The sequence below is a fragment of the Collinsella aerofaciens genome, assembly GCF_019131995.1.
Lineage (GTDB): Bacteria > Actinomycetota > Coriobacteriia > Coriobacteriales > Coriobacteriaceae > Collinsella > Collinsella aerofaciens_S.
The window spans coordinates 73,945-87,823 of sequence record NZ_JAHONA010000008.1 but is presented as its reverse complement, the minus strand read 5'-3'; the positions used below and the strand labels follow the sequence as shown (position 1 = coordinate 87,823).

Annotated in this window: 14 protein-coding genes; 2 read left to right on the top strand and 12 right to left on the bottom strand. The window is 60.1% G+C overall.

The genetic code is table 11. From position 1 onward, the window contains the following. Positions 1 to 671: 671 nt before the first annotated feature. The 9 genes from KSY82_RS04225 to KSY82_RS04185 form a co-directional block, all read right to left on the bottom strand. A complete protein-coding gene (locus KSY82_RS04225; RefSeq protein WP_217750318.1) occupies positions 672 to 1,469 on the bottom strand; it encodes a sulfite exporter TauE/SafE family protein in 798 nt (265 codons plus the stop codon). 501 nt (positions 1,470 to 1,970) lie between these two features. Continuing rightward, the gene (locus tag KSY82_RS04220) at positions 1,971 to 2,582 is read right to left on the bottom strand and encodes a hypothetical protein (RefSeq protein ID WP_217750317.1); all 612 of its coding nucleotides are present in this window, start codon (positions 2,580 to 2,582) and stop codon (positions 1,971 to 1,973) included. Between the two features lie 15 nt (positions 2,583 to 2,597). Further along, complete coding sequence (locus KSY82_RS04215; RefSeq protein WP_217750316.1) at positions 2,598 to 4,082, bottom strand: arylsulfatase; 1,485 nt, start codon at positions 4,080 to 4,082, stop codon at positions 2,598 to 2,600. A 101-nt stretch (positions 4,083 to 4,183) separates the two neighbouring features. Beyond that, positions 4,184 to 5,284, bottom strand: coding sequence for a radical SAM/SPASM domain-containing protein (locus KSY82_RS04210; protein WP_217750315.1), 1,101 nt, complete (start codon positions 5,282 to 5,284; stop codon positions 4,184 to 4,186). A gap of 102 nt (positions 5,285 to 5,386) precedes the next feature. Next, positions 5,387 to 6,883 (bottom strand): sulfatase, encoded by a 1,497-nt coding sequence (locus KSY82_RS04205; RefSeq protein ID WP_117647582.1) that lies wholly within the window; start codon positions 6,881 to 6,883, stop codon positions 5,387 to 5,389. 169 nt (positions 6,884 to 7,052) lie between these two features. After that, entirely contained in the window at positions 7,053 to 7,883 is an 831-nt protein-coding gene (locus KSY82_RS04200) for a PTS system mannose/fructose/sorbose family transporter subunit IID (protein WP_117862213.1), read from the bottom strand. Beyond that, on the bottom strand, positions 7,883 to 8,692 hold the full coding sequence (locus tag KSY82_RS04195) for a PTS mannose/fructose/sorbose/N-acetylgalactosamine transporter subunit IIC (RefSeq protein ID WP_117647586.1): 810 nt from the start codon (positions 8,690 to 8,692) through the stop codon (positions 7,883 to 7,885). Before KSY82_RS04195 ends, KSY82_RS04200 begins: the two co-directional genes overlap by 1 nt. Before the next feature lie 80 nt (positions 8,693 to 8,772). Further along, on the bottom strand, positions 8,773 to 9,249 hold the full coding sequence (locus KSY82_RS04190) for a PTS sugar transporter subunit IIB (protein ID WP_117647588.1): 477 nt from the start codon (positions 9,247 to 9,249) through the stop codon (positions 8,773 to 8,775). 118 nt (positions 9,250 to 9,367) lie between these two features. Next, on the bottom strand, positions 9,368 to 9,823 hold the full coding sequence (locus KSY82_RS04185; RefSeq protein WP_233543591.1) for a PTS sugar transporter subunit IIA: 456 nt from the start codon (positions 9,821 to 9,823) through the stop codon (positions 9,368 to 9,370). A 293-nt stretch (positions 9,824 to 10,116) separates the two neighbouring features. On the opposite strand from KSY82_RS04185, the gene KSY82_RS04180 reads away from it, so the two are divergent. Together KSY82_RS04180 and KSY82_RS04175 are read left to right on the top strand one after the other, a co-directional pair. Continuing rightward, positions 10,117 to 10,881, top strand: a complete 765-nt coding sequence (locus tag KSY82_RS04180) for a DeoR/GlpR family DNA-binding transcription regulator (protein WP_254881718.1) — start codon at positions 10,117 to 10,119, stop codon at positions 10,879 to 10,881. A 15-nt stretch (positions 10,882 to 10,896) separates the two neighbouring features. Further along, complete coding sequence (locus tag KSY82_RS04175; RefSeq protein WP_217750313.1) at positions 10,897 to 11,658, top strand: DeoR/GlpR family DNA-binding transcription regulator; 762 nt, start codon at positions 10,897 to 10,899, stop codon at positions 11,656 to 11,658. A gap of 99 nt (positions 11,659 to 11,757) precedes the next feature. On the opposite strand, the gene KSY82_RS10360 is transcribed toward KSY82_RS04175, so the two are convergent. The 3 genes from KSY82_RS10360 to KSY82_RS04160 are packed head-to-tail and all read right to left on the bottom strand — an operon-like array spanning position 11,758 to position 13,837. Beyond that, positions 11,758 to 11,985, bottom strand: a complete 228-nt coding sequence (locus KSY82_RS10360) for a hypothetical protein (RefSeq protein ID WP_254881717.1) — start codon at positions 11,983 to 11,985, stop codon at positions 11,758 to 11,760. Positions 11,986 to 12,016: 31 nt separating this feature from the next. After that, complete coding sequence (locus KSY82_RS04165; protein WP_217750312.1) at positions 12,017 to 12,637, bottom strand: histidine phosphatase family protein; 621 nt, start codon at positions 12,635 to 12,637, stop codon at positions 12,017 to 12,019. Between the two features lie 39 nt (positions 12,638 to 12,676). Next, a complete protein-coding gene (locus KSY82_RS04160) occupies positions 12,677 to 13,837 on the bottom strand; it encodes a cation diffusion facilitator family transporter (protein ID WP_217750311.1) in 1,161 nt (386 codons plus the stop codon). Positions 13,838 to 13,879: the final 42 nt, after the last annotated feature.

The window sequence follows — 13,879 nt, the reverse complement described above, 5'->3', positions numbered from 1 at the left end:
AAACGGAATAGACGGACCGGCCGTCCGGCTGAGTCTGGGAAGAGGTGCCGGGCGGCGGGCGGAGCATGGCCACCGGACCCATCGAAACACATCTCCACCGTTCCATCAACTGGGAAAACGGCGCCCCCGGACCCCAGGAGGGGCCGCGGGGGCGTTCGGCTAGCTGCGGGAATGGCCTATTTGCTCAATGTGTTCGGCTGAGATCGGAAATCAACCTGTTTACGCAGGTAAAGTGCGTGGATGTCTCCTGGGCACGGCGGAGGGTCGGAGAAATATATTAAGGTCCCTGCTCTACAGTCCTGCGCAAGACGGAGAGCACATTAAGTGCTCTCCTTTGCGTGCGGAACTCGCGATGACCTTAATATATTTCTCCGACCCTCCGCCGTGCTCGGGAGACGACACGTTGATGTCTGCTTAACTCTGCTCGCTCAGGCTAAAGACTTTGTTGGGGATCCACTATTTGTTGGAGGGTGAATTTGCTTTGAAGCGGTTTGCCTTCCGCTTGTGGCTTTTTTGAATTGGCGGCTGACGCTGCCGCGACTTATTGCCAAGAGGACTTCAACACCATCGGCGCTCATGAGACGAGCGGGACACGGCGACCTCCTCAAGGCAGAAGAGGAAGGCCCGCGCTCCAGCTCCATTATCGCGGCATCCCGTTTCGGGGCGAAGAACTAGAGCACCGAGAACCGGATGAAATTGTACGTGCAGATCACGATGATGAGCACGAGGGCGAACACGTAGAGCTTATCGACCGCCGCCGAGTCCATCCGGCGCAGCAGGCGGCGCCCCACGACCGACCCAAGCACCGCCATCGCCGCCATGCCCAGCAGGACCACGGAGAGGAACGCGGGCACGCTGCCCGTGGCCAGCGTGTAGATGAGGCTCGCCGTCTGCGAGAACGCGATGATGAACAGCGACGCCTGCGCGGCGGGCTTGCTCTCCATGGCGAAGAAGAAGACGAGGATGGCCAGGTTGAAGGGGCCGCCGCCGATGCCGAGGAAGGACCAGCACGCCCCGGCGCAGAACCCTATGAGCGCCTGCGCCCACGCATTCTCGAGCTTGAGGCCCTTGATGCGCGCCTTGTTGAGCGTGTAGGCCAGCACGAGGACGGCGAGCACGATGAGCACGGCGGCCTGGACCGCGCCGACGAGCTCGGCGTCGGGGAACACGGACCCCAGCCGGTTGAACAACATCTTGCCGATCACGCCGCCCACCGCGGAGCTGACGGCGATGGGCGACATCGCCCGCGCGTCGATATCAGACTGCCCGCTCGCCGCGTTCTGCGCGAGCGTGGAGAGCGACATGATGAGCACCGACATGCTCGAGAGGAAGCTCACCGTGCTCACGCTCATGACGTTCATCGCGTCGACCACGGGCTTGATGATCACGCCGCCGCCGATGCCACAGAGCGGCCCCAGAAGCGACGCCAGGAAGCATACCGCGAAGACCAAGATGTATTGAGGACCCATCCGAACAAGCTCCTATCGATCGAGCAACACCCTATGCAACGAATTGCAAGCGTTCGTATCATTCAAAACCGCAGCGTATGGTTGTGGACTTTTACATATCTCGAACGCTGCTGCGCGATATGTCCCTATTTACGCCGCTCATGCGGAGCACCGTTGCGCCAAGGGCTAGGCGTCCCCGCCAATCTGCCTGCCGAGTCCCTCAATGGCCCGCGCACCGTCTCGACACGCCGCTAGTAGTTAGCGAAGTAATCCTGGTTGAAGATGCACGCGTAGACGACGTCGAGCAGCAGCGCGGTGGAAACGCTCATGGCGAAGTGCCCGATGTTGTCCTCGCGGTGCATCCGGACAGGAAGTTGATGGTCGCCACGTCGGCGACACCCACGGCGTCCATCACGGGCTTAATGATGATGCCCCGCCGACACCGCAGATGGCACTGATGGTAGAGGCGAAAAACGCAATGGCGAATACGATTGCTAGCATATGAAGCGCCTAGACTCTTCCCTACTTGTCAGGCATGGCTGCTGCGAGCGTCCGCTCAGCGCGCTCGCAATAGGACGCGGCGCGCCCCTCGTCACCCTTGTTCTCGTACTGAACCGAGAGCATCTGGCAGAGCAGGGCCTCTTCCATGCCAGCCGCCTCCGACAACGCGCGCTCCATCTCGTCGATATAGGCATACGAGCCCTTGAGGAAGACGTCATAGGTGCGACGGTCGGCACGCGCAGCCTCGCGATCACCGTGCTCCTCGAGGTAGGAGAGCACCTCGCGTGCGTGGGGGTCATCCCCGATCTCCACGTAGAAGGAGAACGCCTTTGCCGCCAGCGCGAGTGTCTGCTCCTCGCTCATCTTGAGCGAACCCATCTCGCGGATGATGCGCTCGGATGCCTCGACGTCATCCATGGCAAGAGCTGCGTTCAAGCGCATGAAAAGCACGTTGTACTTGGGGTACAGCACGCTAGTGAGCGGGCGGTTCAGGACCTTGAGGTAGTTGTTGAGGTCGCCCTCGCGCAGGTACGCCTCGAGCTTGGCGAAGGTTGTGCGCTTTTGGACCTCCATGTAAATGGTGAACCCGACCGCAACCACTACGACCACAATGCCGATCGTCTTCATATCCATGGATAGGCCTTTCTCTTAACGTTGGAGGCGCGAGGGCCGGGGGCGCTCAAGCATAACGGCGGGCGCACGTCCCGCCACCAACTCGCCGTCACGAACATATCCCTCTTCGCGACCAGCGAGCTCCTCAATCAGGCAGGCACGGAGCACGGCGATGCGCGCGGCGCGCTCCGGAGCGTCGATGAGGTCGTGCTCCTCACGCGGATCGGCGTCCAGGTCGAAATACTGCTCCACCCCGGTCCGTGTGAACCAGATGTACTTGTCATGCGGGGTCACGATCCACTGGTTGGACTGCTCGCGGCTGCCGCTGTGCTCGCCGTGCAGGTATGCACGGTTCAGCGGCGCGGCGCCGGTAAGCTCGCCCATGAGCGAGGCGCCCTCCACGCCCTCGGGCACGGGCAGGTCGCACGCCTCGAGGATGGTGGGCATAAGGTCCATGAGTTCCACCGTGCTCTCGCTCACGCCGCGAACGCGCTCGCCGCCCGGCACATCGACGTTTTTGCCCACGTGCACGATGAAGGGGATGCGCGCGGAGCCCTCGTAGGGCAACACCTTGCGAAAGAGACTGTGGTCAAAGAGCATCTCGCCGTGGTCGGAGCAGAACACGATCACGGTGTCGTGGTAGGTCTCGTCGTTCTCGAGCGCCGTGATGAGCCGGCCGATCTGGTGGTCCATATGTGTGATGCAGGCATAATAGCCCGCCATGGCCTCGCGGCGCAGCTCGGCGTCGCGGCAGCCGTGCACGCTGTCCAAGATCATGCCATCGCGCTCGGTGGCATCGGCGTCATCCCAATCGCCAGCGGCAGGCGCGCGCAGCTCCATGTCGCGGTACAGATCGAAGTAGGTCTGCGGCGCGTCGAAGGGCGGGTGGGGCCGCACGAAGCTCGTCATGAGGAAGAACGGGCGCGTGCGATCGCGGGTCTCCAAAAAGCGGATGGACTCGTCCACCACCCAGTTGGTGGGGTGCAGGCGCTCCTCGTAGGCCCAGGGATGGGTGATCCAGGAGTTGTTCTCAACGCCCGAACCGTTCACGTCGGCGAATTCGCCCAGTTCATTTTTGAGGAAGCGCATGTAGTCGTCGGAGACGTTCTGGTGCATCCAGTACGGCAGGTTCGCCTTGCGGTAGTGGCCGATGTAGCCGTCATGCAGGCGCATGTGCTCGAAGCCGCAGCCCAAACGCGGCGGATGCACGTGCATCTTGCCTACCACGGCGGTCTGGTAGCCGCCGTCGCGCATCTCCTGCGCGAGCATATGGTCGTACTCCCACGCGATACCGTCCTGGTAACCCACGCGGCCCGTGCCCGCGGGCGTCTTGCCGCAAAAGAGGGCGGCGCGCGCCGGGATGCAACTCGGGCAGGCGGAGTAGGCGTTCTCGAACAGCATGCCGTCGGCGGCGAGCGTGTCCAAGTAGGGCGTCTGCACGTCCGGATGACCGTCGATACCCAGGCAGTCGCCGCGCATCTGGTCGCACATGATAAGGAGAACGTTGGTTTGCTGGGGCATAGGGAACTCCAAACTCACGGGAACGGGATGAAGATTGAGTGGTCAAGGCGGGAGGGGCGCAGAGCCCCACACAACTACGACGAGGCAAAACCCGGGCAGGATCAGCGCCGCGTGAACATGCGAGCCACGCGCTGCAGGCCGGGATAGGCGTACTCCAAAAACTCACGCAGCCCGCAGTAGCCCGCATCGTAATAGGCGATGTTCAGGCGCTTGCAGTTGCGATGGCAAATGCCCTCAAAGGGGCAATCGGCGCACCGCGCGCAATCGCGACGCGGCTCGTTCAAAAACATGCGCATGGTCTCACAGGTCGCCATTGCCTCAAGGGAATCGACGCGAATATCGCCCACGCGGTACTCATCCAGCGCATAGAAGTCGCACGGATACACCGAACCGTCGCTTTCCACCACGAACTGCGGAGCGCAGCGGCCGAGCATACCGCACTGCGACGGAAACTGCCCGAGCGCCATCTGCATGACGTTCTCGAACAGCCAGATGCTCACATAGCGCCCAGCACCGAGCTCGCGCCACCACAAGTCGAACAAGCGGCGGTAGAACGAGGAGAAGGCACGCGGGTCGAGCGAGAACGTGTCCCGCTCATCGTCGAGGCCCGGCAGGCACGGGATGAACTGGATATGGGTGATCTTCTCCTGCTTGATGAAGGAGAAGACGCGCTGTGGATGCGCCGCCATCTGCGAGGTGAGGACCGAGAGTATGTTGACGTCCACGCCGCGCTCGCGCAGCAGGCGAACGCCGCTCATGACGCGCGCGTACGTGGCGGCACCGTGCGCATCGGGACGCATCGAATCGTGCAGGTCGCGATAAGCGTCAACCGAGACTCCGATGAGGAACCCGTGCTCGCGGAAGAACTCGGCCCATTCCTCTTCGATCAGGTAGCCGTTGGTCTGCAACGCCCAGCTCACCCGCTGGTTCTCACGGCGCTCCTCCACCCGCGCGACGAACGAATGGAAGAAGTCAAGGCCGGCCAGGGTGGGCTCGCCGCCCTGGAAGGCGAAAGAAATGTGCGCATCACTCGCCACGGCGAATGCACGGTCGATGATGGCACTTGCCACGTCTTCGCCCATGACGCGGGCGCTCCGCTCCTCGCGATGAGCAGCGACATCGCAGTAAAAGCAGTACCTGCACCGCATGTTGCAAGCACTCGATGCCGGTTTTATCAAAAAGCCAATATGCTTCGCGCACATGGCACATACCCCCTTCGCACAGGCTAGCCCTCACTCATCGGGCCGGAAACCACCTCCTTACCCGAGGCGGCGCATCCGGCCCGCACAATCACCGCATGAATCTTAGGCCAAGCCCAGGCGCTCCTTTTGCTCGGCCGGGGACTCATGCTCCTCCAGGCCGCGCAGCAGCAGGTCAATCATGCGCTGTTCGGCGTGGTCGTCCTTGCCGGCGAGATTATTAACCTGGCCGTAGTCACTCTCAAGGTCGAACAGCATCGTCTGCTCGACCTCGGCGAGCGGCGTGGCTCCCTCGATCTGGGCCGGCTTCTTACAGGGGATCTTGAACAGCGGGTACTTGGTGCGTTTGAAGTAGCGGCCACACTCAATCTCCTCCGGGCAGTCCGAACCCATCTTTTTGCGGATGGTGTGCGGCAGTGCGGTGTACTCGAAGCACGGCTGGTTGCCGGCGACCGGCGCGCGGAAGTAGGTGTAGCGGCCGTCGGTGACGTTGACGGTCATGGCGTGCACGCCGTACAGGGCGTAGCCACGCGTGGGCGCGTCAGCATCCGTCATGAGCGGCACGAGGGAGGTGCCGCACACATCTGCGGGAATCTCGCAGCCGTGGGCCTCAAGCACCGTGGGCATGATGTCGATGGCCTGAGTGAGCTGGCGGGCATGCTCGCCGGCGCGGGCGTTACCCGGGAAGTGCACAATGAACGGCAGATGCGCGAGCTCGTTATACAGGTGCATGTAGTTTTTGCCCATGTAGTCGCGCTCGCCCAGGAAATAGCCGTGGTCGGTGGTGACCATGACCATGGTATCGTCCAGCATCCCGCGCTCCTCGAGCTTGTCGATGAGCCTACCAAACCAGCGGTCGGTCATGGTGACGAGGGCCTTGTAGCGGCGCTGCAGGTAGTCCTCCGCGCCCTTGTTGACGTCGGTGGCGGAGACGCGCTTGTACTCAGGAATCTCGAAGTAGTCGCGGTCGAGCTCGCCAGTGCCGCCGTACATCTCCATGTACTTGTCGGGCACATCGAAGGGCTCGTGCGGGTCGAAGGCCTCAACCATAAGGAAGAAGTCGTCGGCCCCAGCATTGCCGTCGATCCAGTCGCAGGCGGACTGGAAGGTCTTGGGGCTCGGCATGTCCTCTTCGTTGGGCCAGAGCTGACGGTTCTTCTGGTACTGCTCGCGCACGCGCCCGTAGAAGGTCTCGGGCATGTTATTCGGCTCATCGATGCGGCTGACCCACGGGTCGCCCTCCTGGCCGCGGTAGTAATCCCAGGTGTTGAACTCCTGGAGGTAGCCCTCGCCACCGGTGCGTAGGTAGTGGCAGTGGTCGGTGGTGATGTGGCAGAAGTTGCCGTTCGCGCGCAGGCAGGCCGGCAGCGTCACATCGAAGGGCTCGATGGGGCCCCAGGGGCGCTCGAGGAAGTTGTAGCGACCGGTGAGGATGTCGCGGCGGGCAGGCATGCAGGGAGCCGAGCCGATCCAGTGGTTGTCGAACACGCAGGAACGCTCGGCAAAGGCATCGAGATTGGGGGTCTGGACGTCGGTTGCGGGGTTGTAGCACGACAGGACGTCGCGACGCAGAGTATCCATGAGCACGAGGACGGTTCTCATTGGCATCCTTTCGATAGTTGGAATTGCCAGATGGCGATACGCCAAAGGCACATGGGCATAATGGAGCGCACCCCGATCGCGCACGATGGAGAGCACATGAGACAACGAGGCCCGCGCCCGGCATGCGGGGCGCGGGCATCAAACGATTTGCCTTTTGATAAGCTCGCGATTAGGCGAAGATCTTGAACGCCGGGAAGTAGAAACCGATAGCGGCGAACACAAGGGAGAACACAATCAGACCGATGATGATTTGGGCGGAGTTCTTGCCCTGGCCCTTCTTGAGCAGGCGATAGCAGATGAAAGTCAGAACGACAGGCAGCAGGAAGGGCAACACCTTGTCGAGCTGGTCCTGGAGCACCAGCGGGTCACCCTCACCGAAGGCGAACTGCACGGCAAGCTTGAGCTTAACGGTCGTGGCGATCAGGCCGCCGGTGACCATGACGCCCAGCACGTTGGCGAGGTTGCCCAGACGGTCGAAGACCTGGACGCCCGCCTTCTCGACGAGCTCCATGCCCATCTCGTAACCCTTGTGCAGGCCGAAGTACTTCAGCGGCCAGTACAGCAGGTTGATGAGCAAGAACATCACGAGCGGACCCACAATGGAGCCGTTGTCGACGCACATAGATGCGCCGATGGAGCCGGCGATCGGGAACCAGGTGAGGTTCAGCAGGGAGTCACCAAGGCCGGCGAAGGGACCCATGAGGGAGGTCTTGATGCCGACGACGGTGTCCTTCTGATCCTCATCCGTGGTCTCCTCCAGGGCGGCGGTGATGCCAAGGATGAAGGGGATCGCGAGCGGGTGGGTGTTGAAGTACTCGAGGTGGCGCTTCATGGCGTTAACGCGCTCCTCCTTGGGGGCGTCCTTGTAGAGCTCCTCGAGGACAGGGGCAAAGCAGTAGGTCAGGGACAGCGACTGCATGCGCTCGTAGTTGTGCGCGAATTGGCAACCCTGGGTGCGCAGCAGGACCTTGTTCAGGGTGGAGTTGGAGATCTTACCCATTAGAGATCGTACTCCTCGTCATCATCGGAGCCGGCGGCAGAGGCGGCGGCAGGGGCGGGTTGATTCTTCTGGCCCTCGGTAATGACGTCCCACACGCCGGCGGCGGCGCAAGCGGCGAGCGCGATGCCCACGGTCGGGACGTTGAGGAAGGCGGCCATGATAAAGCCGAGCAGCAGGAAGATCCACATGTTCTTCTTCATCATCATGGTGAGGAGCATGGCCAGGCCGACGGCGGGCATCATGCCACCGGCAGTGGAGAAGCCGGTGAGAACCCACGGAACCTGGTTCTGTAGGAAGGCCATGATGTCCTCGATCACGAAGGAGCCGATACCCGTGGCGATGAAGACGGGGACGGCGCGGGTCAGGAAGAAGCACAGAGCACCGGTCCAGAAGAACTTGTTGACAGCGTTGAACTTACCGGACTCGATGGCCTTGTCGGCACCGTGAACAAGCGAGACGTTGGTGGTCATGACCAGGATGTTCAGCTGCTGAACCAAGGTGGCGGTGGGGATGCCGATGGCGACTGCCAGGGCGATGGCGCTGGCGGTGTCGGTGGAACCCATAATGCCCAAGGCGGCACCGACGATGGTGCCGGAGATGACATCGGGCGGAACGTAGGCACCGATGTTATTGACGCCGAGCCACATGAGCTCCATGGTCGCGCCGATCATGATGGCGGTCGTCATGTCACCGAGGATGATGCCGACGCCGACGGATGCCAGCAGGGGCTTGCGGAAGCCCAGGTGGGGACCGAACTGGTCCCAAGTGCACAGACCCGCCCAGATGGCGAGCAGAAGTGCCTGAAGCATAAGCCTCTCCTTCCCTATTCGCCCATCGTTCCCTCCGATGGGCACGCCCCGGGCTCACATGCCCGGAGATGGTTACCTACTTAGTAGTTCTTGAGGAGCTCGGACACGGGCTCCTTGGAATCGCGCGTGGTGGTCTGCATCCAGCAGTCGACGCCGAGGCCAATGAGCTCCTCGAAGGCGGCCTTTTCCTCGGCGGTGACGGACATGTTCTTGTGCAGGCGATGACGCTGCTCGTTGAAGCGCATGCCGGAAACGTTCAGGTAGTCGAACGGCAAGCCGTTCTCGTGCAGCTTGAGGGCGTCGATGGGGTTGGTGAAGAGCACCATCGTGGCTTTCTTGAGCTCGGTCTTCTTGAGGACCTCGATAAACTTCTCGACGCCGAAGACGGAGACCTTGATGTCGGGGGCGGCGAGGCCGGCGACGGACTTCTGGACGGGGTCGTTGGCGACCTTATCCGAGACAATGATTGCCGATTCGATGCCGAAGTCGGGAATCCAGGTGGTGGCGACCTGACCGTGAATCAGGCGGTCATCGATGTCGACGAGTTTGAGTGCCATGTTGTTCTCCTTTTCGTTTGCACGTTCCTTCAGTACCGTTTACGAATGCTCTACTCGATCGAGACGCCCACTCGGGGGGATACGGGTGAGCGCCACTCGAATCGACGGGCTAACGAGCCTAGAGGTCCAAATCGTCCTCGTCTGCCTCCACGGCCGGAGCGGGAGCCTTGATCTCCTGCTGGGCCCCGGCGTGAGCGGCGGTGAGCTGGGCACGGACCGCGTCGGCGGAATCGAGGCCATCGCGGGTGAGCAGGAGCTCGACCGCAACGGGCATAGACAGGCCGGTGTAGGCGACCATGTTCATGCCGTTGAGCAGGCAGCGGGTGGTCACGTTGAATGGGGTGCCGCCGTAGATGTCGCATAGGGTGACGACGAGTTCGCACTCGGCGCTGAGGGTCTCGTAGGCCTCGCGCATCTCGGACTCGAAAGACTCCAGGCTCTTCTCGGCGGTGAGACCAAGAGCGATGACATCAGGCTGCTTGCCCGCAATCATCTCGACGGCGCCGAGGGCGGCCTGAGCGAACTCTCCGTGACTTGCAAGGATGACACCGATACGCATCTTCTGTCCTTTCATACTTATTAATTCTCTTCGTTCTGTTCGTTCTGTTCGTTCTGTTCGTTCTGTTCGTTCTGTTCGTTTATGTTCGTTCTGTTCGTTCTGTTCGTTTATGTTCGTCTATATTTGTTTATTGGTCAAGAGATGATTTTTGGAATGAGCTTTATTTACCTCCTATTTGATGGTTTTTTCCGTGAGCGTTATGTTTTGACCGGTGAAAGGTAATGTGCCTTCGTGAACGATTTGCGTTTATTAATGTTGTTCGTTTACATTGAAATAAGAACAAACGCTCGATGAGGGAGTCGGCACTCATGAAATCCGAACGCCAGCAGGCCATTCTCGACTTGCTCGACCAACATCATTCGGTATCGGTAAACGAGATATCTAATACCCTATCTGTTTCGGATATGACCATCAGGCGTGACCTGGCCGAGCTTGCCGACAAGGGCCTTCTTGTGCGCGTACACGGAGGGGCTCAGCTTCCACACTCCGCCCACGGAACAGCCCTTTCACGTTTGACCCCGCATGAGGAGAAACGTCGTTTTCAAGTTGATCAGAAACGTGCCGCCGCTATGGCCGCCGCCCAAACCGTCTCAGCCGGCGATACGATCTTTCTCGGTGGAGGCTCCACTCTCGAGCTCATGTGTTCGTATTTGCCCCAGGAGGACATACGCGTCGTCACCAACAGTCTTCCCGTGCTGAACCTGCTAGCCGACAATCCACATATAGATCTATTCTTTGTTGGTGGCATGATGCGTCACGACACGCGAGTTTTCACCATGCCATACAACGGCCGCGGCCCCTACGGTCTATCCGCTCCCAAGGCCTACGTCTCGGCAACCGGTATTTTTGGAAACGAGGTCTTTGGCTCTCGTCCCGATGCAGCCATGGTCCTCTCAGACGCTCTTTCTCGAGCTCAGGAGCGTTATCTTGTTGTAGATGCTGAAAAAGTCGGAAGGCGCGACTTCTGCCTTTTCACCACACTGGAGGATATGACCGCGGCATTCATTAACGAGGACGCAGACCCCCGGACCATCGAGGCCCTCCGCGCCTATACCTCCGTCATTACCGCATAATCCAATTGGCAAGCCATGCTTAAACCCGAACGTCACGAACAATTACTTGAGCTGTGCGCTCAGCGCGGAATGGTCACTGTTGCCCAAGCCGCAACAATCTTTGGTATATCTGAAATGACCGCTCGAAGAGACTTCGATGAGCTCTCGCGACGCGCTGGCGTCATCCGCGAGTACGGTGGCATCCGACTTTCAAGCGGCTCCCCCACTGCCGAAGAGGTCCCGTTTTTTGAAAAGCTCTCAATCCGCTCCCCTGAAAAAGAGCATATCGCACGCACCGCTGTCAACCTCATCAGAGAGCGCGACACCATCTTCCTCGGACCCGGTTCGACTTGCGCTCTCATCGCCCGTGCGCTGCCGCGCATGCGGCTGCGCGTCATCACAAACAGCATCATCGTGCTGAACATGCTCCAGACGCGAAACGATGTGGAGATCTGGGCCCTGGGAGGACAGTATCGCAAACGATCGGGTTCTTTCGTCGGGCCCATCGCCGAAGATGCTCTCGCCCCGCTCGGTATCGACACTTGCTTTATCGGCACCAACGGCGTACTTGCCCAATCCATCTCCTGTTCTAACCTTGAGGAAGGACGCTTACAGGCGCTCGCTTGCGATCGCGCCGCCAAGCGTTACCTTGTCTGCGATTCAAGCAAGATCGGACAGATGGACTTCTTCGGCTTCTACAATCTCGATCAAATGGACGCACTCATCACCGATGCAAATGTCAACGACAAACAGCGTTCCATGGTTCTCGAATCAACTCGCATCATCGTCGCAGAATAGGCCTGTTTTGATTTAGCTGGACACCACAGCAAAGACCCCGATTCGATAAAGCCGAATCGGGGTCTCATTATTCGCATCAAATCGCAAATAGGTCAGCAGCTACTTCTCAGTGTAGACGCTCCCGCCACCGAGATAGGTCTCGACGAGGGATAGGTCGGGGTTGAGGACGACAACCTCACCCACGTAATCGGAGGTGCCGGCACCGGTGAGCACCGCATTGAGGCGACCGTCGCCCATGGCGCGGGCGTCGGCCAGGAACGCCTCGACGGCCTCAAGGTTATTCTTGTAGATGTTCAGCGTGTCAAGCCAAAGCTCGGGAGACGACACGTTGATGTCTGCTTAACTTTGCTCGCTCAGGCTATAGACTTTGCTGGGGATCGATGATTTGCTGCAAGGTGAACTTACCTTGGGACGCGTCGCATTCTTCTTGCGAATCCTCAAAACCGAAGATCATGATGGCGCAGTTGGGGAGTTTTGCTGGGAGCTCAAAGCCCTCTGGAGTGGTGGCTTTGATGAATTGGCGGCTGGCGCTGCCGTGGCTTACTGCAAGAAGGGTTTTGACGCTATCAATGCCCATGAGATTGGTAAGGGTGCTTACCATGCGAGCTTGTAGAGCTTGGCTTCCCTCCCCTCCAAAGGGGACTAAATCCTCGCCGGGGTCCCAGACGTCGGTGGGTAGCGCGTCGTGGGGGCCTTCTTCGAAGGTGCCGTAGCAGCGCTCGATGATGCCTTCGCAGGGCTCGACTGCTGCGTCCGGGCCAAGGAGTTCGGTTGCGACGAGCTGAGCTGTGTCCATGGCTCGGCCTAAGGGCGAAGAGACCACTTTGTCGGGGACAACGTCGTGGCTCTTGAGCCATGCGGCAGCCATTCCCGCTTGTTTGCGGCCCAGGTCGGTGAGCGGTGAATCGCAGCGGCCCTGGACCAGCTTTTTGACGTTGAACTCCGTCTGACCGTGGCGGAGTAGATACAGCTTCTTCATGCTCTCCCCTTCTGCATAACCTGCTTTGCCGGCACAGCCTTACTCGTGGGTATGCCCTACGTAGTCTTCGTCGATCGTAATCTTGGCAATCGACTTGGGATATTCCGATTCGACCCGTTGTGCCAGCGCGTGCTTTACGTCTTCGGCACTCATCTGCAGATCCGAGGGACGCACGCAGTCAAAGATCACGTTGGTGTGCGTAGGACCCGGCACACAGCGTAGATCATGAATCGAGAGGCGGTTATCGATCTCCTGAGCCATTGCGTTGATACGCAGGCGCATGCTCGCCAGCTTGGGGTCATCGGTCACGATGGGGTCGTAGTGAAGTGTGACAATCATGCCGTCTTCGTTCCTAAACGACTGCTCGATGTTATCGAGCGTGTCGTGACTTTCCAGCGGGCTGGCCTCGGCCGCCATCTCGGCGTGCGCACTTGCAAACTTCCTGCCCGGGCCGTAGTCGTGAACCATCAAATCGTGAACGCCCAAAACGCCGGGATAGCTCATGATCTTGTCTCGAATGTGCTTGACCAGCTTAGGATCGGGTGACTGGCCCAAAAGCGGGCTTACCGTATCTTGAATAAGTTCAAGGCCGCTCCAGCCAATATAGGCGCCAACGGCAAGGCCAACCCATGCGTCAAGATTGATGTGCGTCACCTGCGAAACAATCGCACATGCCAGCACGGCGCCTGTGGCAAGGACATCGTTCTTGGAATCCTGCGCGGTCGCATGCAGCGTCTCGGACTCAATGCGATCGCCGAGCTTTTGGTTGAGGGCCGCCATCCACAGCTTTACAACCATCGAAAGTGCCAGGACTGCCACCAGGGCAAGCGAGAACTCGACAGGCTCCGGGTTGACAATACGCTCCACCGAGGACTTCACCAGTTCGATGCCAATAAGCAGCACGAGCGCCGCCACGACCAAACCCGAGAGATACTCGTAGCGACCGTGGCCGTAAGGATGCTCGGGGTCGGCCGGCTTGCTCGCCAGCTTAAAGCCCAGCACGCTCACGATATTCGAGCTGGCATCGGACAGGTTGTTCATGGCATCCGCCACAATCGAAACCGATCCCGACAGCACACCAATTGCGCCCTTCGCAGCACAAAGCGCAACATTAGCGAGAATACACACCATGCCCGTCAACGTGCCCACGCGCGCACGGTCGCCCTGCGCACGACGAACGATCCACTCGACCATCTTCATCAGCCCCCACGGTACTGCCTATATATATCTATTGCTCAAACG

What these genes read in the sequence shown, in the direction of transcription:
- KSY82_RS04225 (WP_217750318.1), bottom strand. Translation starts at nt 1,469, where the DNA reads ATGGGTCCTCAATACATCTTGGTCTTCGCGGTATGCTTCCTGGCGTCG.
- KSY82_RS04220 (WP_217750317.1), bottom strand. Translation starts at nt 2,582, where the DNA reads ATGGATATGAAGACGATCGGCATTGTGGTCGTAGTGGTTGCGGTCGGG.
- KSY82_RS04215 (WP_217750316.1), bottom strand. Translation starts at nt 4,082, where the DNA reads ATGCCCCAGCAAACCAACGTTCTCCTTATCATGTGCGACCAGATGCGC.
- KSY82_RS04210 (WP_217750315.1), bottom strand. Translation starts at nt 5,284, where the DNA reads ATGTGCGCGAAGCATATTGGCTTTTTGATAAAACCGGCATCGAGTGCT.
- KSY82_RS04205 (WP_117647582.1), bottom strand. Translation starts at nt 6,883, where the DNA reads ATGAGAACCGTCCTCGTGCTCATGGATACTCTGCGTCGCGACGTCCTG.
- KSY82_RS04200 (WP_117862213.1), bottom strand. Translation starts at nt 7,883, where the DNA reads ATGGGTAAGATCTCCAACTCCACCCTGAACAAGGTCCTGCTGCGCACC.
- KSY82_RS04195 (WP_117647586.1), bottom strand. Translation starts at nt 8,692, where the DNA reads ATGCTTCAGGCACTTCTGCTCGCCATCTGGGCGGGTCTGTGCACTTGG.
- KSY82_RS04190 (WP_117647588.1), bottom strand. Translation starts at nt 9,249, where the DNA reads ATGGCACTCAAACTCGTCGACATCGATGACCGCCTGATTCACGGTCAG.
- KSY82_RS04185 (WP_233543591.1), bottom strand. Translation starts at nt 9,823, where the DNA reads ATGAAAGGACAGAAGATGCGTATCGGTGTCATCCTTGCAAGTCACGGA.
- KSY82_RS04180 (WP_254881718.1), top strand. Translation starts at nt 10,117, where the DNA reads ATGAAATCCGAACGCCAGCAGGCCATTCTCGACTTGCTCGACCAACAT.
- KSY82_RS04175 (WP_217750313.1), top strand. Translation starts at nt 10,897, where the DNA reads ATGCTTAAACCCGAACGTCACGAACAATTACTTGAGCTGTGCGCTCAG.
- KSY82_RS04165 (WP_217750312.1), bottom strand. Translation starts at nt 12,637, where the DNA reads ATGAAGAAGCTGTATCTACTCCGCCACGGTCAGACGGAGTTCAACGTC.
- KSY82_RS04160 (WP_217750311.1), bottom strand. Translation starts at nt 13,837, where the DNA reads ATGAAGATGGTCGAGTGGATCGTTCGTCGTGCGCAGGGCGACCGTGCG.